19 protein-coding genes and 4 pseudogenes are annotated in these 20,151 nt (G+C 71.0%); 11 read left to right on the forward strand and 12 right to left on the reverse strand.

Going from position 1 to position 20,151, the window contains the following annotated elements; genetic code table 11:
- Positions 1-376: pseudogene (locus C1J00_RS17835) on the reverse strand (peptidoglycan-binding protein); the annotation flags it as partial.
- Positions 377-597: 221 nt separating this feature from the next.
- Here C1J00_RS17835 and C1J00_RS17840 point away from each other — a divergent pair.
- Both C1J00_RS17840 and C1J00_RS17845 read left to right on the forward strand, forming a co-directional pair.
- Positions 598-1,266, forward strand: a complete 669-nt coding sequence (locus C1J00_RS17840) for a TetR family transcriptional regulator (RefSeq protein ID WP_102910088.1) — start codon at positions 598-600, stop codon at positions 1,264-1,266.
- 151 nt (positions 1,267-1,417) lie between these two features.
- Positions 1,418-1,828 carry a Zn-ribbon domain-containing OB-fold protein gene (locus tag C1J00_RS17845; protein WP_102910072.1) on the forward strand — a complete coding sequence of 137 codons (411 nt, stop codon included), beginning with the start codon at positions 1,418-1,420 and terminating at the stop codon, positions 1,826-1,828.
- A gap of 17 nt (positions 1,829-1,845) precedes the next feature.
- Here the strand turns inward: C1J00_RS17845 and C1J00_RS17850 are convergent, their stop codons facing one another.
- Both C1J00_RS17850 and C1J00_RS17855 read right to left on the reverse strand, forming a co-directional pair.
- Complete coding sequence (locus C1J00_RS17850) at positions 1,846-2,226, reverse strand: PPOX class F420-dependent oxidoreductase (RefSeq protein WP_102910073.1); 381 nt, start codon at positions 2,224-2,226, stop codon at positions 1,846-1,848.
- Between the two features lie 30 nt (positions 2,227-2,256).
- Positions 2,257-3,435: a MalY/PatB family protein gene (locus C1J00_RS17855; protein WP_102910074.1), complete on the reverse strand. Its 1,179-nt coding sequence runs from the start codon at positions 3,433-3,435 to the stop codon at positions 2,257-2,259.
- A gap of 24 nt (positions 3,436-3,459) precedes the next feature.
- Between C1J00_RS17855 and C1J00_RS17860 the strand changes: the two genes are divergently transcribed.
- Together C1J00_RS17860 and C1J00_RS17865 are read left to right on the forward strand one after the other, a co-directional pair.
- Complete coding sequence (locus tag C1J00_RS17860) at positions 3,460-4,449, forward strand: hypothetical protein (protein WP_102910075.1); 990 nt, start codon at positions 3,460-3,462, stop codon at positions 4,447-4,449.
- 122 nt (positions 4,450-4,571) lie between these two features.
- Positions 4,572-5,918, forward strand: a complete 1,347-nt coding sequence (locus C1J00_RS17865) for a S1 family peptidase (RefSeq protein ID WP_102910076.1) — start codon at positions 4,572-4,574, stop codon at positions 5,916-5,918.
- A 32-nt stretch (positions 5,919-5,950) separates the two neighbouring features.
- On the opposite strand, the gene C1J00_RS17870 is transcribed toward C1J00_RS17865, so the two are convergent.
- The 3 genes from C1J00_RS17870 to C1J00_RS17880 all read right to left on the reverse strand — a co-directional run bounded on the left by C1J00_RS17870 (position 5,951) and on the right by C1J00_RS17880 (position 8,328).
- Positions 5,951-6,775 (reverse strand): EamA family transporter, encoded by an 825-nt coding sequence (locus C1J00_RS17870; RefSeq protein ID WP_102910077.1) that lies wholly within the window; start codon positions 6,773-6,775, stop codon positions 5,951-5,953.
- Positions 6,776-6,845: 70 nt separating this feature from the next.
- The gene (locus C1J00_RS17875) at positions 6,846-7,004 is read right to left on the reverse strand and encodes a hypothetical protein (RefSeq protein WP_180989589.1); all 159 of its coding nucleotides are present in this window, start codon (positions 7,002-7,004) and stop codon (positions 6,846-6,848) included.
- 163 nt (positions 7,005-7,167) lie between these two features.
- Entirely contained in the window at positions 7,168-8,328 is a 1,161-nt protein-coding gene (locus C1J00_RS17880) for an ROK family transcriptional regulator (protein ID WP_102910079.1), read from the reverse strand.
- Between the two features lie 171 nt (positions 8,329-8,499).
- Here C1J00_RS17880 and C1J00_RS17885 point away from each other — a divergent pair, with 171 nt between their 5' ends.
- From C1J00_RS17885 to C1J00_RS17900, 4 genes are read left to right on the forward strand one after another with little or no spacing between them, the layout of a single operon-like run.
- Positions 8,500-9,465, forward strand: a complete 966-nt coding sequence (locus C1J00_RS17885; RefSeq protein ID WP_102910080.1) for a carbohydrate ABC transporter permease — start codon at positions 8,500-8,502, stop codon at positions 9,463-9,465.
- 18 nt (positions 9,466-9,483) lie between these two features.
- Positions 9,484-10,401: a carbohydrate ABC transporter permease gene (locus C1J00_RS17890; RefSeq protein ID WP_102910081.1), complete on the forward strand. Its 918-nt coding sequence runs from the start codon at positions 9,484-9,486 to the stop codon at positions 10,399-10,401.
- 10 nt (positions 10,402-10,411) lie between these two features.
- Entirely contained in the window at positions 10,412-11,761 is a 1,350-nt protein-coding gene (locus C1J00_RS17895) for an ABC transporter substrate-binding protein (protein WP_102910082.1), read from the forward strand.
- 14 nt (positions 11,762-11,775) lie between these two features.
- Positions 11,776-12,975: a Gfo/Idh/MocA family protein gene (locus C1J00_RS17900; protein WP_102910089.1), complete on the forward strand. Its 1,200-nt coding sequence runs from the start codon at positions 11,776-11,778 to the stop codon at positions 12,973-12,975.
- A gap of 31 nt (positions 12,976-13,006) precedes the next feature.
- Here the strand turns inward: C1J00_RS17900 and C1J00_RS17905 are convergent, their stop codons facing one another.
- The 4 genes from C1J00_RS17905 to C1J00_RS17920 all read right to left on the reverse strand — a co-directional run bounded on the left by C1J00_RS17905 (position 13,007) and on the right by C1J00_RS17920 (position 16,608).
- A complete protein-coding gene (locus C1J00_RS17905; protein WP_102910083.1) occupies positions 13,007-13,702 on the reverse strand; it encodes a L,D-transpeptidase family protein in 696 nt (231 codons plus the stop codon).
- Positions 13,703-13,886: 184 nt separating this feature from the next.
- The gene (locus C1J00_RS17910) at positions 13,887-14,801 is read right to left on the reverse strand and encodes an SDR family oxidoreductase (RefSeq protein WP_102910084.1); all 915 of its coding nucleotides are present in this window, start codon (positions 14,799-14,801) and stop codon (positions 13,887-13,889) included.
- An 89-nt stretch (positions 14,802-14,890) separates the two neighbouring features.
- Positions 14,891-15,520, reverse strand: coding sequence for an MBL fold metallo-hydrolase (locus tag C1J00_RS17915; RefSeq protein ID WP_102910085.1), 630 nt, complete (start codon positions 15,518-15,520; stop codon positions 14,891-14,893).
- Positions 15,520-16,608, reverse strand: a complete 1,089-nt coding sequence (locus C1J00_RS17920) for an S-(hydroxymethyl)mycothiol dehydrogenase (protein WP_102910086.1) — start codon at positions 16,606-16,608, stop codon at positions 15,520-15,522. The genes C1J00_RS17915 and C1J00_RS17920 overlap by 1 nt, the downstream gene beginning before the upstream one ends.
- Positions 16,609-16,799: 191 nt before the next feature.
- Here C1J00_RS17920 and C1J00_RS17925 point away from each other — a divergent pair, with 191 nt between their 5' ends.
- Positions 16,800-18,533, forward strand: coding sequence for an ABC transporter ATP-binding protein (locus C1J00_RS17925; protein ID WP_102910090.1), 1,734 nt, complete (start codon positions 16,800-16,802; stop codon positions 18,531-18,533).
- 57 nt (positions 18,534-18,590) lie between these two features.
- Here C1J00_RS17925 and C1J00_RS17930 read toward each other — a convergent pair.
- Positions 18,591-18,879, reverse strand: a pseudogene (locus C1J00_RS17930) (hypothetical protein).
- Positions 18,880-19,040: 161 nt separating this feature from the next.
- On the opposite strand from C1J00_RS17930, the gene C1J00_RS17935 reads away from it, so the two are divergent.
- Complete coding sequence (locus C1J00_RS17935) at positions 19,041-19,406, forward strand: nuclear transport factor 2 family protein (RefSeq protein WP_102910087.1); 366 nt, start codon at positions 19,041-19,043, stop codon at positions 19,404-19,406.
- Between the two features lie 188 nt (positions 19,407-19,594).
- Positions 19,595-19,786 (forward strand): annotated as a pseudogene (locus tag C1J00_RS17940) (bifunctional 5,10-methylene-tetrahydrofolate dehydrogenase/5,10-methylene-tetrahydrofolate cyclohydrolase); the annotation flags it as partial.
- Here C1J00_RS17940 and C1J00_RS17945 read toward each other — a convergent pair.
- Positions 19,787-20,151 (reverse strand): annotated as a pseudogene (locus tag C1J00_RS17945) (CU044_5270 family protein); the annotation flags it as partial.

Consider the following 20,151-nt stretch of genomic DNA (forward strand, 5'->3'; position numbering starts at 1 on the left):
GACCGGGGGCGGGAGCCGCGGTGTCGTCCCCTTGCCCACCGCGGAGCAGGAGCGCGCCGCCGAAGCCGATCACGGCGGCCGCGAGGACGGCCACCGCGACGGCGGCGCGGCGTAGTCCGGCTCCCGGGGGTACGGCGTCGGCGCGCCGGCGGCTCTCGCGGGCGACCGGCGGGATTTCCTGCGTCAGGGCCTCGGAACCGGCCGGCGGTCGGCCCGGCAGCGCGACGGACTCGTAGCCGGCGGGCTCCCGGCCGGCGTCCTGCCGGAACTCCCGCATCAGTTCCGCGAGGGCGTCGGTGCGCCGGGGCCGCAGGACGCGGATGGGTTCGAGGGCCGGGCCGTCGTGCGGCGGCCGGGGCTCGGACGGTGTCGACACGCTGTACTCCTTCGTCCGGGCCGGGGGGCGCCCGTCTTCGGGGATCGTCCGGCACTAGATACGCGGCCTGCGCGTCCGGGGTTCAGCGACCGGTCAGGCCTGGCAGGGAGAGCACTCAGTACCTCCCTTGGTGTGCACTGAGTGCCACGAATGGTCCGCCGGGTGCTACGTTCGCGCCCATGAGCTCCGCGAAGGACGAGGCCGGCACCGGAAAGCCACCCATGCGGGACGCCCTGGTGACGGCGGCGTTCCGGCTGTTCCTGGAGCGGGGGTACGAGCAGACCACCGTCGACGACATCGTGGCGCTCGCCGGTGTCGGACGGCGCTCGTTCTTCCGGTACTTCCCTTCCAAGGAGGACGTGGTCTTCCCGGACCACGAGCGGTGCCTGGCCGACATGACGGACTTCCTGGCGGGCGGCTCGGACGACGACGAACCCGTCGGGCGGGTCTGCGACGCGGCGCGGCTCGTGCTGCGCATGTACGCCGAGAACCCGACCTTCTCGGTACAGCGCTACCGCCTCACCAAGCGGGTGCCGGGGCTGCGCGCCTACGAGCTGTCGGTCGTGTGGCGCTACGAGCGGGCCCTCGCCGAGTACCTGCGCCGGCGCTTCGCCGCCCGCCGGGAGGGCACCCTGCAGGCCGATGTGATCGCGGCGGCGGTGGTCGCGGCGCACAACAACGCCCTGCGCTCCTGGCTGCGTTCGGACGGGCAGGGCGAGGCGAGCACCGCGGTCGACCACGCGCTGGCCTACGTGCGGTCGGCGTTCGGGGGCGCACCGGTGCCGCCGGCGGCGGAGCAGCCGGCGGACGTGGTCGTGGTGGTGGCACGGCGCGGGGCACCGCTGTGGCGGGTGGTGCAGGAGATCGAGGCGACGCTGGGGAGGGACTGAGCGCCCTCACATTGAGGGTACGGAGTGCCTTTACCAGTGGCACTGAGTGCCATACTCTGTGCTGCGTGCACGGTGGCACGGCGAACCGCGCACACGTGTGCGCGGGTGATCGCGTGCGCGGATTCCGGCCGAGTGCAGGGAGTTGACCAGCGTGTACCAGTCAGGAAGCGTCGCTCAGCAGACAGCCGGCTCCGCCACGGGTCTGCTCGACCCGAGGGGCCACAGCCCGGAGGCCATTCTCTTCCAGCGCTGCACCTGGTGCGGCACCGCCATGTACCACCGGCTGCTGTGTCCGGTCTGCCGGGGCAGCGAGCTGCGCACCGAGCGCGCCGAGGGCACGGGCACCGTCCGCCACTCCACGGTGGTGCACCGCAACACCCCCGCGGCGCGCAACGTGTCGCAGATAGAGATGTCCGAGGGGTTCGTCGTGCGCGGCCGGGTGATGGGCCCGCCGATCGGCATCCACAGCGGGGACCGGGTTCGGCTGTCCACGGCCAAGGACCCGGTACGCGGCGAGCCGGTCTTCCAGCTGCTTGACGAGCCCTACCGGGCCTGGAGCTGACGTCCCCAGCGGGCTCGTCAGAGGGTGATGCGGATGCCCACCGTGCCGTCCGCACCCCGGCGCAGCCGACTGCCGAACAGGGTCAGCCGGCCCGTCAGGCCGTACTTGCGGGCGATCAGCTTCCGGTAGCGGGCGGTGGTGGCCGCGTCGCAGATCTCCGCCGTCGCGGGCACCTGGTCGCCGGTGGAGTTGCCGCGCAGGTCGCAGGGGCCCACCAGCACGTCGGCGCGGTTGCGGATGCGCTTCACCTTCCAGGAGTCGGCCGAGGTCCACACACCGAGCGCCTCGCCGTCGCGCACCACCCAGACCGGGGTGGCGACCGGCGTGCCGTTCCTGCGGTAGCTGGTGACCAGCAGGTACTTGCCCGCGCCCAGTTCAGCCGCTGTCCCGTCGTCCATGCCGGGAAGTGTACGAGCGTGTCCCCGGGTTCACCGCAGCGCCGCCGCCATTCTCCGCACGGCCTCCACGAGCACCTCCTGTGAGGTCGCCAGATTGAGGCGGGCATGGCCCGTGCCGCCGGTGCCGAAGGGAAGGCCCGAGCTGAGGGCGACGCGTCCGCGGTGCAGGAAGACGTCGGCCGGGTCGTCGCCGACTCCGAGGGCGCGGCAGTCGAGCCAGGCCAGGTAGGTGGCGTCGCCCGGCCGGTAGCGGATCGCGGGCAGGTGCTCGGCGAGCAGGCCGGCGAGCAGCCGCCGGTTGCCGTCGAGGCCGGACAGCAGGGCGTCCAGCCAGGTGACGCCGTCACGCAGGGCGGCGGTGTGGGCGATGACGGCGACGTGGCTGGGGCCGTGCCCCACCTCCTCCGGCATGCGGTCCAGGTCGGCGGCGGCACCGGGCCCGGCGACCGCGAGGGCGGCCTTGAGCCCGGGCAGGTTCCAGCCCTTGGAGGCCGACATCAGGGACAGGCCGCGCTCGGCGCCCGGCACACTCAGATACGGCACGAAGCCGGCGCCGCCGAGCACGAGCGGGGCGTGGATCTCGTCGGCGACGACGCGCACGCCGTACCGCTCGGCTAGGCCGGCGACGGCGGACAGTTCCGCTTCCGTGTGCACCGTGCCGGTCGGGTTGTGGGGGTTGCACAGCAGGTAGGCGGCTCGCCGCCCGTCCGCCACGGCCTGCCGGAACGACGACTCCAGGGCTTCCAGGTCGATGCGCCCGTCCGCCCCGAGCGGGGCCTCGGCCACCCGCCGGTCCATGTGCTCCACGAACAGGTAGAACGGCGGGTACACGGGCGGGTTCACGACCACGGTGTCACCGGGGCCGGTGACCAGTTTGAGCATCTCGACGACACCCAGCATGACGTCGGGCACGATCGCGGTGCGCTCGACGGCGAGCCCCTCCCAGCCCCACCGCTTCCCGGCGAAGGCGGCCAGGGCCTCCGCGTAGGCGGTACCGGCCGCGTAACCGGTGTCGCCGAGGTGGAGCGCGTCGGTGACGGCGCGCACCACGGGCTCGGCGAGCGGCACGTCCATCTCGGCCACCCACAGCGGCAGTACGTCTTCCGGATAGGTGCGCCACTTCATGCTGGTGCGCTGCCGGAGGCGGTCGAGGGTGAGGGCTTGCAGGGGATTCGGTTCACCGGACGTCTCGTGCGGGATCCTGGTCATGGGCACACGATAGGGGGCCGTGCGGTGAGCTGGAATGTTGCGGACGTCGAACGGGGCGGGGCGGCGGGCGCGTTTCTGGAGATCGCCTGCGACGAGTCGGGGTCGGACGGTGAGAACCTCACCGGCGGGAACACGGACGTGTTCGCGCACGCCGGCGTCTCGCTGTCCGTGGCGTCGGCCGCGGCGACGGTGGCGGAGATCCGGAACCGGATCCGCTCACCGGCCGAGGAGTACAAGGCGACCCACCTGCTGCGGGAGAAGCACCGCACGGTGCTGGAGTGGCTGCTCGCGCCGGAAGGCCCGGTCGACGGGCGGGCGCGGGTGCACCTCATGGAGAAGACGTACTTCGTGGTGGACCGGACCCTGGGCCTGCTGCTGGACGACGCGGCCGAGGCGGCCGTCCTGTTCCGCGCGGGGCGCCCGCTCTTCGGGGAGGTGGGCTGGAGGGCCTTTCTGGAGGCGGCCAACCAGTTGCTGCGGGTCCGCCATGACGGGGACCCGGTGGACGCCTTCTACGGCACCGTCGACACCCTGCGCCGGGCGCATCCGCGGACGGACGCGGCACGGATCCTGGAGCGGCTCGCCACGACCCGGCCCCGTGCGGTGGCGTACCGGGACGGCTTCCTTGCCGGGCCGCCCCTGATTCCACTGCTCAACCCGCTGCTCCCGGCGATCGTGCGGACGGCGGGGATCTGGAGCGGGAGCGGGCGGCCGATCCACCTCGTGCACGACCGGCAGAACATGCTGACGCCGGAGCGCATCGCATGGATCGAGACGACGGCCCGGCGGGCCGGGATCGGCCTGACCGGGCTGCGGCTCGTCGTCGCGCGTGACGACGCGCGGGTGCAGGTGGCGGACTTCCTCGCCGGCATCGCCCGCAAGATCGCCTCCGACGAGCTGAACGGCCGCGGAGACCCGGCGCTCACCGCCCTGCTGCGGCCCTATGTCGATCCCGGATCGGTGTGGGGCGACGCGCGCAGCGGGGCCCTGCTCGCGGCCCCGGTCGCCGGGTGACGCCGAAGAGATCACCGGTGCGCTGAACGCGGCACGGCTGCGCCCCGTATGGATGAAGGGCACTCAACTCAAGGGAGTCCCTGCGGTGTTCGCACCGTGATGTTCTGGTTCGGGAGCCATGCATGAGGCACGCACGACGACGGGTCGTCCGGCGAGTGACACGGCTGGCGGCCGTCGGCGGACTCCTCCTCGGAGGAGGGATGGTCACCAACGCCGTGGCGAGTGAGCCGTCGGCCCCGGTCATCGGCGTCCCGTTCACCGCGCCGCCGGCGACGGGCGAGGGCACCGACCTCGTGTCCCGGCTCGGGAACGCGCGCACGGCGGGCAGCTGGATCGACTCGTCCGGGCGACCGGTCGTCGCGGTGACCGACGAGCAGGCGGCCGCCGAGGTGCAGCGCGCCGGTGCGCGGGCCAAGATGGTCGGTCACAGCATGAGCGACCTGAAGTCCGCTGCGGCGACGCTGCGTTCGGCCCCCAGGGTGGCCGGAACCTCATGGGCCCTGGACTACAAGAGCAACCAGGTGGTGGTGCGCGGTGACAGCACCGTCTCCGCCTCCGACTGGTCCCGGATGACCGAGGTCGCCGAGCGCATCGGCTCCTTCGTACGGATGGAGCGCACCGAGGGCACGTTCACGACGCGCGTCAACGGCGCGCAGCCCATCCTGTCGACCGCCGGGCGCTGTTCGGCGGGGTTCAACGTGACCGACGGCAAGAGCGACTTCATCCTGACGGCGGGGCACTGCGGGCCCGACGGTTCCGTCTGGTTCGCCGACGACCGGGGCCGGCAGCAGGTCGGCACGTCCCTCAGGGGGAGCTTTCCCGGCGACGACTACTCCCTGGTGAAGTACGACGGCGGCCGTGCGGGCAAGGGCGCGGACGTGGTGGCTGTCGGTGACGGCAAGGGTGTGCGGATCACGGGCGTCGCCGACGCGGAGGTCGGACAGAAGATCTTCCGCAGCGGCAGCACCAGCGGGCTGCGCGAGGGAGAGGTGACGGCGCTCAACGCGACCGTCAACTACCCGGAGGGCACGGTCACCGGCCTCATCGAGACGAACGTGTGCGCCGAACCCGGTGACAGCGGAGGCCCGATGTTCGCCGACGGTGTCGCGATCGGCCTGACCTCGGGCGGCAGCGGGGACTGCAAGGCGGGCGGTACGACGTTCTTCCAGCCGGTGACGAAGGCGCTGACGGAGCTGGGCGTCAAGCTGATCGTGGCCAAGTCGTCGGGTGGCACGGGCGCCGCAGCCGCGCCGTCGGCCTCGCCGGGTGCGGCCTCGCCCGGTTCGTCGGCGCCGATCACGGGCGCGGACGTGTCGACGCTGCTGACCCGCCTCACCGATCCGCGCAATGTCGGGCCCGGCATGCTCGTCATCGCGGGCAGCCTCGTGGCCTTGGTGGCGACCCGGTGGATCCGTGCGGAGCAGGACCGCAAGGCGTACCGGCAGTATTACTCGGCCACTTGGGGATGACGCGGGTGGCCGGCCGTCGCGGGTCGGGCCCGTCAGCCCAGGGTGAGCAGTACGGTCGCGATTCCCGCCCCCAGCAGCCCCGCCGCCTGACGGCGGCTGATCCGCTCGTGCAGCAGGGCGAGGCCGAGCACCACGGGGAGGGCCGGGTAGAGGGAGGCCAGGACCACGGCAACGGCCAGCAACTGCCGTTGGGCGGCGAGGAGATACAGGACGAGGCCGAGGGCCGCCCCGGCCCCGATGAGGAAGGCCTGGGCGCAGCGGACCGGTGGCAGCCTCAGCCGTCGGGCGTGACGCGCGGCGTCCGGCAGGAGCACGAGGACGGCGGCGACCCGGCCCGCGGCGACGGGCCACAGCCCGCTCCCGGGACCGGCCTGACCGAGCGCGAGGTACTGCACGGCGACGCCGAGACTGGCGACCAGTCCGTCCGCCGTCCCCTTCTCGGCACCGGCCCTGCCGCCGGCCACGAACCACAGCGCGGGCACCGTGACGGCGATGCCCAGCCAGGCGACGGCGCCCGGACGGTCGCCGAGGACGAGCACTCCGCACAGCACCGACAGCGCGACACCGGTGACGGCGCTCACCGGCACCACGACAGCCATGTCCCCTCTGCTCAGCCCGCGGTTGAGGAACCACATGGCCGTGCCGCTGCCGACGCCGGACAGCGCGCCCCACAGCAGGTCGGCAGGGTGGACGGCGTCGGCGGGCAGGAGGAGGGCGGCGGCGCTGGCGAGCAGCAGCCCGCCCAGCTGGCCGAGGAAGGTGACGGCGGTGTGATGGACCCGCCGGGACAGCAGGCCGCCGGTGAAGTCCACGATGCCGTAGACGACGGCCGAGGAAAGTGCGAGAAGGGCACCCATTGGATCAGGGGTGCCCCTCGAGGAGAGTCCGATGCGCGGCGGGCCGGGCCGGAGGTCAGGCCGCCGGCGCCTACTGCGGGGCCGCGGAGGCCCACTCCAGGACGAGCCGCTGGTACTCCTCGCGCTGCTCGACGCTCAGTGTCCCGCCCGACCGGCGCCACAGCGCTCGGATCTCCTCGTTGACCTCGTCAGCCGATCGCTCGGATGATGTTTCAACGGTGGTGGACATGCTGTGAAGCATACGTCGCCGGACGTGAAGGCGACGTGAGTAATCAGGAGTTAAACCGGCATTTCGGACAGTGTTACTGATCACGTCCATCTCCTGGTAAACGTGAGGCTGTTCACATCAGCCACCTGCGAGTACCTTTCGCCGCCCGGACGTTCGCCGTCCTTCATGCTTCGGCCGATCCCAGCACCAGCACCTTGATGGCCAACACGGCCGCGCCGCGGGCCCAGTCGTGGAAGTCGGACACCTTCGTCTCCAGGGCGACCGGGGCGGCCAGCGGGTGCCGGAGGTCACGGACCGTCTCCTCGACCGTCTTCCCGGCCACGTCCATCAGCCCGACCCCCTCCCCCGCGAGCAGGATCTTCTGCGGCATCACGAAGTTGGAGATCTGCGCGACGAGTGTGCCCAGGGCCCGCGCGGCCTCGTCGACGACCCGCGCGGGCATCGGGTCCCCCGCGGCGGCCAGGGCCAGGACCTCCTCGTAGGTGTGGTCGCTGCCGGTGGCGGCCCGGATCTGGTAGCGGATGCTGGGGATGGTCAGCAGCGACACGGCGCTGCCGCGCCTGCCGTCCGGGGTGAGCGGACCGCTGGAGTCGACGATCCAGTGCCTGCCGAAGCCGCGGTCCTCCTCCGCGAAGGGCACCCGCCTGCCCCCCAGGACGAGTCCGTAGCCGAGGCCGGCGCCGATGGTGAGGACGACGAAGCGCTCCAGGCCGCGCCCGGCGCCGAACCACGTCTCGGCCTCGACCAGGGCGGCGACGTCGTTCTCGACGACCACCGGCAGCCCGGTGCGCTCCTCGACCAGGTCGGCCAGTGGCACGTCCCGCCACAGCAGGAAGGGGGACTCGCCGACCACGGCACGATCCTGGACGAAGCCGCCGACCCCGATGCCGATCCCGGCGGGACGGGGGTGGCCTTCGGCCAGTTCGGCGGTCATCTCGGCCAGCACGTCGGCGACTTCGGCGGGGTCGTGGGTGGTGAGCGGGCGGTCGTGCCGGGCGACGATGTGGCTGCGCAGGCTCGTGACGACGCCGTAGACCATGTCCTCGGTGATCTTGAAGCCGAGGAAGAAGCCCGAGTCGGCGACCACGTCCAGAGGCTGGGAGGGGCGGCCCTGGCGCGACTCCGCGGGCGCATCGGCTTCGGGCACCTCGACCAGCAGCCCCGACTCGATCAGCGGCTTGGTCAGCCGGGTGAGGCTGCCGGCCGACAGGCCCAGCCTGCGGGCGAGTTCCGTGCGCGAGAGCGGGCCGTGGACGAGCACTTCGATCGCCACGGAGCGTTCCCCCGGGCTCAGCGGCAGCCAGCCGGCGGTGCCTTCCGTCATGGAGGTCCGACTCCCCTCACCCATTTTTTTCACACCGAAACCAACATGACCACTCTAAGCCCATGTCGGCTTCTGGGAAAAGATGTTTGCAGGCCTCTTGACGCGGCAATTGTTTCGCACCAAAAGTAAGTCCCGCCAGAGGACGAGCCGCCGCAGCGAGGGAGTCTCCCGATGACCATCGCCTCCAGCAGTCCTCCCTCACGTCTGCCCACGGGCGGCGCGGCGGAGGCTCCGAGCAGGACCCGGACGCGACAGGGGGTGGCCGGTGAGGACCGGGGAGACGGGCGGCTGGCCGCGCTCTTCATCGCGCCGGCCCTGCTCGGCTTCCTGGTCTTCCTGCTCTGGCCGACCCTGCGGGGCATCTACCTGAGCTTCACCAGCTTCAACCTGCTGACGCCGGCGGAGTGGGTGGGCCTGGACAACTACGTCCGCATGGTCAACGACCCCATCTTCTGGGACTCCCTGTGGGTCACCGTCGAGTACGTCGCCATCAACATCGGCGTGCAGACGGTCGCGGCGCTCGCCATGGCCGTCCTGCTGCAGCGGCTGACCCAGTCGGCGATGCTGCGCGGGATCGTGCTGACGCCGTATCTGATGTCGAACGTCGTCGCCGGTCTGGTCTGGCTGTGGATCCTCGACACCCAGCTGGGCATCGGCAACGAGATCATCAGCGGCCTCGGTGCCGACCGCATCCCGTTCCTCGCCGACGAGACCTGGGCGATCCCGACGATCGCGCTCATCAACGTGTGGCGGCACGTGGGCTACACCGCCCTGCTGCTGTTCGCCGGCCTCCAGGCCATTCCGGGCGACATGTACGAGGCGGCCCGGGTGGACGGCGCGAGCGAGTGGCGGATGTTCTGGCGGATCACCATGCCGCTGCTGCGTCCGGTGCTCGCGGTCGTCCTGATCATGACGGTGATCGGGTCGTTCCAGGTGTTCGACACCGTCGCCGTGACCACCGCGGGCGGTCCGGCGAACGCCACCAACGTCCTGCAGTACTACATCTACGGCTCGGCCTTCGGCCGCTTCCAGTTCGGATACGCCTCGGCCATGTCCGTCGCCCTGCTGGTCGTACTGAGCGCGATCACCGTCCTGCAGTACCGGCTCACCCGGGCCGGCCGGACCGACCTCGGCTGACGGAAGGGAGACACCGCCATGGCTGCCGTGACGACCACCACGACCCTACGACCGGTGCGGCGCAGGTTCCCCTTCGGGCGGGCCGCCGCGTGGACCGTGATGGGACTGATCGTCCTCATCACCATGCTGCCGTTCTACTGGATCCTGCGCACCGCGCTCTCCACCAACGCGGGCCTGAGCGCCGACCCCACCAACCCCCTGCCGGTGGACCTCACCACCAGCGGCTTCGAACGGGCCCTGGGCCTCCAGTCGTCCGAGGAGGCGATCGCGCAGGGTGGTGCGGGCGGCGGGCTGGACTTCTGGCGCTACCTGCTCAACTCGGTGCTGGTCTCGACCCTGATCACCGGCTGTCAGATCTTCTTCTCCGCGATGGCCGCCTATGCCTTCTCGCGGCTGCGCTGGCGGGGCCGGGACAAGGTGTTCGGGCTGTTCCTGGCCGGGATGATGGTGCCGACCATCTTCACGCTGCTGCCCAACTTCGTACTCATCAAGCAACTGCACCTGGTGGACACGCTCCTCGGCATCGCGCTGCCCAGCCTCTTCATGACCCCGTTCGCGGTGTTCTTCCTGCGGCAGTTCTTCATGAACATCCCCAAGGAGGTGGAGGAGGCCGCTCTGCTGGACGGCGCGGGGAAGATCAAGATCTTCTTCCGGGTGGTCCTGCCGATGGCGTCCACGCCGGTCATCACGCTGGCCGTGCTGACGTACATCACCTCCTGGAACGACTACTTCTGGCCGCTGATGGTGTCCTACAGCGACAGCTCGCGCGTGCTGACCGTGGCGCTGGCGGTCTTCCGGGCGCAGACGCCCGCGACCGGCGTCGACTGGTCGGGGCTCATGGCGGCGACGCTGATCGCCGCGCTGCCGATGCTGGTGCTGTTCGCCTGCTTCGCCCGCCGCATCGTCAGCTCCATCGGCTTCACCGGGATCAAGTAAGGGGACTGTGATGCGAATTCGACTTCGTCCGCTCGTCGCGGCGACCGGAGCGCTGGCGCTGTCCCTGGTCAGCGGATGCGCCCAGGGCGGCGCGGCCGGTTCCTCCGCGAACACCGTCACGTACTGGCTGTGGGACGCCAATCAGCTGCCCGCCTACCAGGCCTGCGCCAAGGGGTTCGAGAAGGAGAACCCCGGACTCAAGGTGAAGATCACGCAGCTGGGCTGGAGCGACTACTGGACCAAGCTCACCGCCGGGTTCATCGCGGGCACCCAGCCGGACGTGTTCACCGACCACATCCAGAACTTCGGCCAGTTCGCCGATCTGAAGGTCCTCGAACCGCTCGACGACCTCGGCATCAAGAACTCCGACTACCAGCCGGGCCTCGCCGCCAACTGGATCGGGAAGGACGGACACCGGTACGGCGCCCCCAAGGACTGGGACACGGTGGCGCTGTTCTACAACGGGAAGATGGCCAAGGACGCCGGGCTCACCGCCGAACAGCTGGGCGACCTGTCCTGGAATCCGAAGGACGGCGGCACCTTCGAGAAGGCCATCGCCCATCTCACGATCGACAAGAAGGGCAAGCGGGGCGACGAGCCGGGCTTCGACAAGAACAACGTCAGGGTGTATGGCCTGGCCACGGGCGGCGGCGGCTTCGGCGACGGCCAGACGCAGTGGAGCAACTTCGCCGCCTCCGCCGGATGGAGCTACCTGGACAAGCCGCGCTGGGGCACCGAGTACCAGTACGACAGCGAAACCTTCCAGTCGGTCGTCAAGTGGTACTTCGGTCTGGCCGCGAAGGGCTACATGCCGCCGCTGTCCGACTACAACATCCAGTCCAACCAGCAGAACACGCAGGTCGCGGCGGGGAAGGCGGCCACCGCGTTCGACGGGGCCTGGATGATCTCCACCTACGCGGGCTTCAAGGGCAGGGACATCAAGACCGCCCTGACTCCGGTCGGCCCGACCGGCAAGCGCGCCACGATGATGAACGGCCTCGCCGACTCCGTCACCAAGGCCTCCAAGAACAAGGCGGGGGCCAAGAAGTGGGTGGCCTATCTGGCCTCGGACGAGTGCCAGAGCGTCGTCGGCAGGTACGGCGTCGTCTTCCCCGCCACCCCGGCCGGGACCGAGGCCGCCGTCGCCGCGTACCGGAAGAAGGGCATCGACGTCTCGGCGTTCACCGAACCGGTGGCCGACAAGAAGCACTCCCGGACCTTCTCGTACCCGATCGCCAGCTACTCCGCGGACATGACGGCGCTGATGGCGCCCGCGATGGAAGACATCTACGGCAACGGAAAGCCCGTGAGCAGCCTCGATCAGACCAACGACCAGATCAACCTCATCCTCTCCCAGTGAAGGGCACGCGCTCCATGACGTTCTCCATCGGCATCGTCGGCGCCGGACAGTTCTCGGGCCAGTTCGCCACCCTGTTCCAGGCCCACCCCGGCGTCGGCGACGTCTACGTCACCGACCTGCTGCCCGAGAGGGCCGCCCAACTCGCCTCCGCCCAGGGGCTGGCGGGCACCTTCCCGTCCTACCAGGCCATGCTGGAGTCGGAGGACGTCGACGCCGTCGCGATCTTCACCCAGCGCTGGACGCACGGGCCGCTGGTGCTCCAGGGCCTGAACGCCGGCAAGCACGTGTACTCCGCCGTCCCCATGGCCATCAGCACGGAGGAGATCGCGGCGATCATCGACGCGGTCAAAGCCACCGGGCTGACCTACATGATGGGCGAGACCAGCGAGTACAACCCGGCCACGGTCCACGCCCGCAACCAGATCGCCGAGGGCGCCTTCGGGCGGCTCTTCTACGCCGAGGGCGACTACGTCCACGACATGGACCTCGGGTTCTACGAGGCCTACCAGTACAGCGGCGGCGAGAACTGGAAGGCGACCGCCAGCTATCCCCCGCTGCTGTACCCGACGCACGCGGTCGGCGGGGTGCTGGGCGCCTGGCAGACGCACGCGGTGAGCGTGTCGGCGATCGGTGTCGTCGACGACCGGGGCGACGGCGTCTTCGACAAGGACGTCAGCCAGTTCGGCAACGACGTCTCCAACGCCACCGCACTCTTCGAGGTGGCGGGCGGCGGCTCGTTCCGCACGAACGAGTTCCGGCGGGTCGGCTATCCCTCGCACATACGGGAGTCGCGCTTCCGCTTCTTCGGTACCGAGGCGAGCATGGAGCAGCTCGCCACGGTCGCCCTGTGGCAGGACAAGCAGGGGGTGAAGGACATCAGCGAACTGCTGGAGCCCAAGCCCACCATGGCGCCCGACGATCCCTCGCTCCAGCACATCGCGCCGGAGCTGCGGGCCGCCTTCACCTCCGGGTCGGCGCCCGTGCACGACCGGGCGCGGCTGCCGCGGGAGTTCGACAACCTCCACAACGGCCACGAGGGCAGCCACCACTTCCTGGTGGACGACTTCGTGACCGCCGTCAACACGCGCGCCCTGCCGTCGGTGAACGCGTGGGTGGCCGCCCGCTACACACTGCCGGGCATCGTCGCGCACGAGTCGGCGCGGCAGGGCGGGGTCAGGCTGGAGATCCCGGACTTCGGGGACGCTCCCCGGTAGGGAACGCAGGGCGCGAGCCGGGTGCCCGGTATCAGGTGCCCGGCTTGCGGCCGTACACGAAGACGTCGTCGTTCTTCTTCAGCAGCGACCAGTACTTCTTGGCGTCGGTCTTGGTCATGTTGACGCAGCCGTGCGAGCCCGGCGGGTTCCACATGCTGACGCCGACCGAGTGGAAGGCCTGGCCGCCGTCGAAGAACTGGGCGTAGGGCATCGGCACGTCGTAGATGGACGAGACGTGGTCGATGTTGCGCCAGTAGATCTTCTTCAGGCCGGTGCGGGTCTCGTACCCGTTGCGGCCGGTGCGGACCGGGACGGGGCCGTAGACGAGCTTCTTGCCGTCCTGGATCCAGCTCAGCTGGAGCGTCAGGTTCACGCAGGCGATCCGGCCCTTGTTCACCGGGCACTTGCCGTCCTTGTTGGGGTTCTTCCCGACGGCCTTCTGCTTCTGCATCAGGTCCATCACGCCCCAGGTGACGGGCCCGGCGTAGCCGGCGTTCGGGGAGATGCCGTGCTTGGTCTGGAAGGCGCGGATGGCCTTGCAGTCGGCGGCGGACTGCTTGCCGTCGACCGGACGGCCGAGGAACTTCTCGACCTTCTTCTGGTACGGGCCGGCCTGTGTGGTGCAGCTCGCGGCCTGCGCCGGCGTGGCGCCGAGTGCGAGCGTGAGCGGTGCCACCAGACCGGTGATACCCAGTGCGACGGCGCTCCGTCTGCGTACGTCCCCCATGGCTGGTCATGCCCTTTCGCGAAAGCGGGTCTGCGGTGTCTGCCAGCTAGACGGCCGGGGAACGGTTCCGGTTGTGCCGTCGGCGGGGCTGCGACGGAACAGTGACATACCCCACCGGCGCACCGTGGACATACCTACACATAGAGGGTCGATCACGCCCGACCAGATGCCGAGCGCGTCCGCGTCACCGGTATCCGGTGACGTCCGCGGGCTTGCCCGCGTCCTGGACCTCGACGAGGTAGCGCCAGGCGTCCGGGCGGCTGCCGTCGAGGTCGGTGAAGCCGTACTCCTGGGCCAGGCCGCCGCTGGACAGGGACCGGCCGTTCCAGCGCGCCACGTCCGCGTCCGCGGCGAGCGCGGCCACCGCCCGGCCCACGTAGTGCGGGGTCTCCGAGATGGCGAAGTGGGGAACGCGTTCCAGGGCGTCGCGCCAGTTCTCCTCGCTCACCCCGAAGCCGTCCAGCATCAGCTCCGAGCGCAGCCAGCCGGGGGTGAGGGCGACGGCGGTGGCGCCGCGCGGGCCGAGTTCATGGCCGAGGGCGAAGGCCATGCGCAGGACGGACGCCTTGGCGAGGTCGTAGAAGAAGTTCACGCGGTAGTTCTCGGCGTTGTAGTCGGCGGTGCCGTCGGTGACCTCGACGACCAGGCCGCCGGGGTTGCGCAGCAGCAGGGGCAGGGCGTGGTGGCTGGTGACGGCGTGCGTCTCGATCGCGAGCCGGAGCAGGCGCAGGCCGTTGTCGAGGTCGTGCTCCCACAGCGGGGTGTCCCACTCGAAGAGCATCTCGCCGCCCCAGATGTCGTTGACGAGGACGTCGAGGCGGCCCTGCTCGTCCGCGATCCTGTCCACGAGCGCCCGGACCTGCGCCCGGTCCAGGTGGTCGGTGGGGACGGCGATACCCCGGCCGCCGGCGGCGGTGACCAGGTCGGCGGTGTCCTCGATGGTCTCCGGGCGGTCGTACTCCGAGCGGCGGGCGCGGGTGGTGCGGCCGGTGACGTAGACCGTGGCGCCGGCCGCGCCGAGCTCGACGGCGATCCCCCGCCCGGCACCCCGGGTCGCACCGGCGACCAGTGCGACCTTGCCCTGCAACGGAGCTGACATGTCCGACCTCCTGTGACCGTGGCTGCTTGTCGCCTACAGGGTGACGGGTAAGCCGGACATCTTCTGTCGCCTTTACGGGCGACACGTGATCAGTGGCCTCGGGTGATCCATTCCTCCAGGTGCGGGACCTCCGCGCCGATGGTCGTGGAGTCGCCGTGGCCGGTGCGGACCGTCGTTTCGGGCGGCAGGGTGAACAACCGGTCGCGGATCGAGTCGATGATCGTCGGGAAGTGCGAGAAGGAGCGGCCGGTGGCACCGGGGCCGCCCTGGAAGAGGGTGTCGCCGGTGAAGACGGTGCCGAGCCCCGGTTCGTAGAGGCAGACGGCGCCGGGCGCGTGCCCCGGGGTGTGCAGGACCCGCAGGTCGGCGCCGCCGGCCTCGATGACCTGGCCGTCGACGAGCCAGGCGTCCGGCTCGCGGTCCGGGTGGGTCTGCTTCCACAGCGGCAGGTCGTCGTGATGAAGCCAGATGGTGGCGCCGGTGCGCTCGGCGAGGGCGGGGGCGGCGTCGATGTGGTCGTTGTGGGCGTGCGTGCACACGATGGCCGTGAGCCGGCGGTCCCCGACTGCCTCGGCGATGGCGTCGGCGTCGTGGGCGGCGTCGATGACGATCGCCTCGTGGTCGTCGCCGACGATCCACACGTTGTTGTCGACGTCCCAGGTGCCGCCGTCGAGGCTGAACTGCCCGGAGGTGACGAGGTGTTCGATGCGGGTCGTCATCACAGCACCACCACCGAGCGCAGCACGTCGCCGTGGTGCATCCGATCGAACGCCTTCTCCACCTCGTCGAGCCGGATGGTCTCCGTGACGAACGCGCCGAGGTCCAGACGCCCCTGCAGATGCAGGTCGATCAGCATGGGGAAGTCGCGGGAGGGCAGGCAGTCGCCGTACCAACTCGACTTCAGGGCGCCGCCGCGGCCGAAGACGTCGAGCAGCGGCAGGTCGAGCTTCATCTCGGGGGTGGGGACGCCGACGAGGACGACCGTGCCGGCGAGGTCACGGGCGTAGAAAGCCTGCTTGTACGTCTCCGGGCGGCCGACGGCCTCGATGACGACGTCGGCGCCGAAGCCTCCGGTGAGCTCGCGGATCGCCTCGACCGGGTCGTTCTCACGCGAGTTGACGGTGTGGGTGGCGCCCATGGAGCGGGCGGTCTCCAGCTTGCGGTCGTCGATGTCGACGGCGATGATCGTCGCTGCTCCGGCCAGCTGCGATCCGGCGATGGCCGCGTCACCGACACCGCCGCAGCCGATCACGGCGACCGAGTCGCCCCGGCCGACGTTCCCGGTGTTGATCGCGGCGCCGATGCCGGCCATCACACCGCAGCCCAGCAGCCCGGCCACCTGCGGGGCGACGCGCGGGTCGACCTTGGTGCACTGCCCGGCCGCGACCAGCGTCTTCTCCGCGAAGGCACCGATACCCAGGGCCGGGGACAACTCCTGGCCGGTCGAGGCGAGGGTCATCTTCTGCTGCGCGTTGTGGGTGTCGAAGCAGTACCAGGACCGCCCCCGCCGACAGGCCCGGCACTTCCCGCACACCGCGCGCCAGTTGAGGACCACGAAGTCACCGGGCTCGACGTCGGTGACGCCGGCGCCGACCGCCTCGACCACGCCGGCGGCCTCGTGGCCCAGCAGGAACGGGAACTCGTCGTTGATGCCGCCCTGCTTGTAGTGCAGATCGGTGTGGCACACCCCGCAGGCCTGCACCCGCACCACCGCCTCGCCCGGTCCGGGATCGGGCACCAGGACCGTCTCGATCCGCACCGGCTCGTCCTTGCCGGGGGCGATCACGCCGCGTACTTCCTGGGCCATGGTGCTGACTCCTTCGTCGGCCGGGTCCGTTCCTCTCCGACCCTACGCGCGACTGATCGGTAAGGGACGCGGATCGGCCACCCTTCTCGGCCGGGAAAGGGCGGAAAGGGCAGGCCGGGCGGGTCGGCGGCGTCGTAGCCTGAACGCTCCGCCGACGCCGAGGGAGCGCCGTGAGCATCGCAGGGACCGAGATGGCCACACCCGCGTGGCGGCAGCTCCTCGCATATGTACGCCCGCACCGCTGGTCCCTGTTCGCGGGGGCGCTGCTCTCGCTGGTCACCGGGGCGACCGGACTGCTTCTGCCGCTGGTGGCGCGGGAGCTGATCGACGACCTCTCGCACGAGCGGGCCATCACCGGCGCCCTGCTGGCGATGTCGGCCCTGGTCGTGACCAACGCGGCGGTGGGCGCGCTGGGTTCGTACGTGCTGACCCGCACCGCCGAGTCGGTGGTGCTCGGCGCGCGGCGTGCCCTGTCGTCGTATCTGCTGCGCCTGCGGATCACGGCCGTGGACCGCAGCGAACCGGGGGACCTGATGGCCCGCATCACCTCCGACACCACCCTGCTGCGCGCGGTCACCACCGACTCACTGGTCGGCCTGGGCACGGGCGGGCTCACGCTCGTCGCCACGGTGGTGATGATGGGCCTGGTGGACGCCGTGCTGCTGGGCGTCACCCTGGCCGTCATCCTGGGCGCGGGTGTGATTCTCGGGGTGATCGTGCCGCGCATCAACAAGGCGAGCCGGCAGGCGCAGGACGCGGTGGGTGTCATGGGTGCCTCGCTGGAACGGATCCTCGGCGCCCTGCGCACCGTTAAGGCGTCCGGCGCGGAGCACCGCGAGGAGCGGACGCTGCACGAGGCGGCCCAGGAGTCGTGGCGGCAGAGCGTGCGGGCCGCCAAGTGGTCGGCGGCCGCGGGCAACACCGCGGGGCTGTCCATGCAGGTCGCCTTCATCACGGTGCTCGCCGTGGGCGGCGCGCGGGTCGCGACCGGCGCGGTCGACGTGGGCACACTGGTCGCGTTCCTGCTGTACGTCTTCTATCTGATGTCCCCGATACAGCAGGTCGTCGGCGCCATCACGCAGTACCAGACGGGCGCCGCGGCCCTCACCCGCATCGAGGAGGCGCTGCGCCTGCCCGCCGAGCCGGCCGCCGATGCCGCGCCGCTGCCCTCGACCGGCGCGCAGCCCGCCGCCCTCGCCTTCGACGACGTCCGCTTCCGCTATGCCGACGACCTGCCCTACGTACACCACGGGGTGACGTTCACCGTGCCGGCGCAGGGCATGACGGCGTTCGTCGGCCCCTCCGGAGCGGGCAAGACCACCGTCTTCTCCCTGATCGAACGGTTCTACGAGCCCGAGTCGGGTGTGATCACGCTGGACGGGCGGGACCTGGACGACTGGGCGCTGTCCCGGCTGCGCGCCGCGATCGGCTACGTGGAGCAGGACGCGCCCGTCCTGTCGGGCTCCCTGCGGGACAACCTGCTGCTGGGCAATCCGGAGGCGGACGCGGACGCCCTGGCGCGGGTGCTCAAGACGACCCGGCTCGACGGCCTCATCTCCCGGCTGCCCGCCGGCCTCGACACACTCGTGGGGCACCGCGGCACCAAGCTGTCGGGCGGCGAGCGCCAGCGCGTCGCCATCGCCCGCGCGCTGCTGCGCCGGCCCCGGCTGCTGCTGCTCGACGAGGCGACCTCGCAGCTGGACGCGGTGAACGAGGCGGCGCTGCGCGACACCGTCGCGGACGTGGCCCGTACTACCACGGTCCTCGTGGTGGCGCACCGGCTGTCGACGGTGACGATGGCCGACCGGATCGTGGTGATGGACGCGGGCCGGGTCCGGGCCGTCGGCACGCACCGTGAGCTCGTGACGGCCGATCCGCTCTACGCGGAGCTGGCGGCGACGCAGTTCCTGGCCACGGCGGACTGAGCCCGGGCGTGCGTGAGGGCCGCCCGGGTGCGGGCGGCCCTCACGCACACGCTGCGGTCAGCGCACGTTCGGCAGGAAGCCGAAGACCGGGGAGACCAGACCGACGGCCTGGTTCAGCTGGTCGAGGTCGTTGAGGCGGTTGAGCCCGGCGAGCTGCGAGGAGGGCCGCGGGATCTCGTCCTTGTGCGCGGCGGGGATGTCGCTCACGGTCAGCGAGTCGAGCGTGGTCATCGGGCTGAGCGGGCTCTTCGCTTCCGCGTCGGCCGCGTTCGCCATCGGCGCGGCGAGGCCGGTGACGCCCAACGGCGAGAGCAACGGCGGCGACCATACGTCGTCTTGAGATCATACGTTTCGCAACGCGGGCGGGCCCCCGGCGGACACGGGCGGGCGGTCTGCCTCACCCATCAGCCCAGCGCTTGCCGAGGGGGCCGGGCCGGAGGAGCCTCGGGAGGAGAGGCCTTTCGCGGCCCGCTCCCGCCGGGTCGCGGCCCTTCGAAGGGAGTCGTCATGGGAACAGCGGCAGAACCCGCCTTCGACCGAGAGACGCTGCGCCGGGGCCTGGAAGGGCAGAACCCGGACATGCTGCTCTCGCTGTACGCCGACGATGCGGAGCTGCGCATCGTGGACCGCACGACGCAGCCCAGCCACCCCAAGGTCCTGCACGGCCGGGACGAGATCGGCCGGATGCTGGAGGACGTCTACAGCCGGGACATGTCGCACAAGCTGGAGCGGTGCGTCATCCAGGGTGACGAGGCCGCCTACAGCGAAAGCTGCGAGTACGCGGACGGGGTGCGCGTCCTGTCCGAGTCCATGATCGGGCTGCGCGACGGCAAGATCGCCGAGCAGACCCTGGTCCAGGCCTGGGACGAGTAGCAGTGGGCCCACCGGGCTCCGTCAGGGTGGGGCCGGGGCGTGACCGGCGCTGAAGGTGGGCCCACACCGGGGCGGCCCCGCGGAGGTCGATGCCGTGCGCCTGGGCGAAGCAGCACATCGGCCCAGGAGTGGATCATGTCGCAGGCGCGTCTCATGAACGGCACCGCACCCGCCCGGCGCACCGCGGCAGGCCCGGCGCCCTGGTGATCGACGCCGGGTACAGCGTCGGGGACGTCGGGGATGTCGACTTCGACTCCGCCGTGGAGCGGGCCTCGCTGATCACATCGGTGCCGGGCGGGGTCGGTCCGATGACCATCGCCACGCCGCTGGAGCAGGCCGTGGAGGCCGCCGCCCGGCAACTCGCCGTCATCGGGGTGTGATCAGCGCATCCATGCGCTGTACGACATGACGTCACCCTCCTCGACGCCGTACGCGGGCTCCGGCTCGGTGAAGGTGCTCTCCAGCCCGAGGACGGCACCGGTGGCCGGATCCATGATCAGCATGCGGCGGAGGCCGCGGGAGTCGTTCACGTAGGCCTGGCCGCCGCGGCCCAGCCGGTCGGTCACCCGGCCGGCCGGCCGCAGCCCCTCGGCGCGGGCCAGCAGCCGGGCGAGCGCCGCACTCTCCTGTGCGCCGAGGGTCCAGTGGTCCAGCAGTGTCGCCGTAGCGTCCAGCAGCTCGGGCGTGGTCAGCGGAGTGCCGGAGAACTGAGCCTGTGTCAGGTAGGCGCGCAGCCGGGCGGGAT

The organism is Streptomyces cahuitamycinicus (genome assembly GCF_002891435.1).
GTDB classification, from domain to species: Bacteria; Actinomycetota; Actinomycetes; order Streptomycetales; family Streptomycetaceae; genus Streptomyces; species Streptomyces cahuitamycinicus.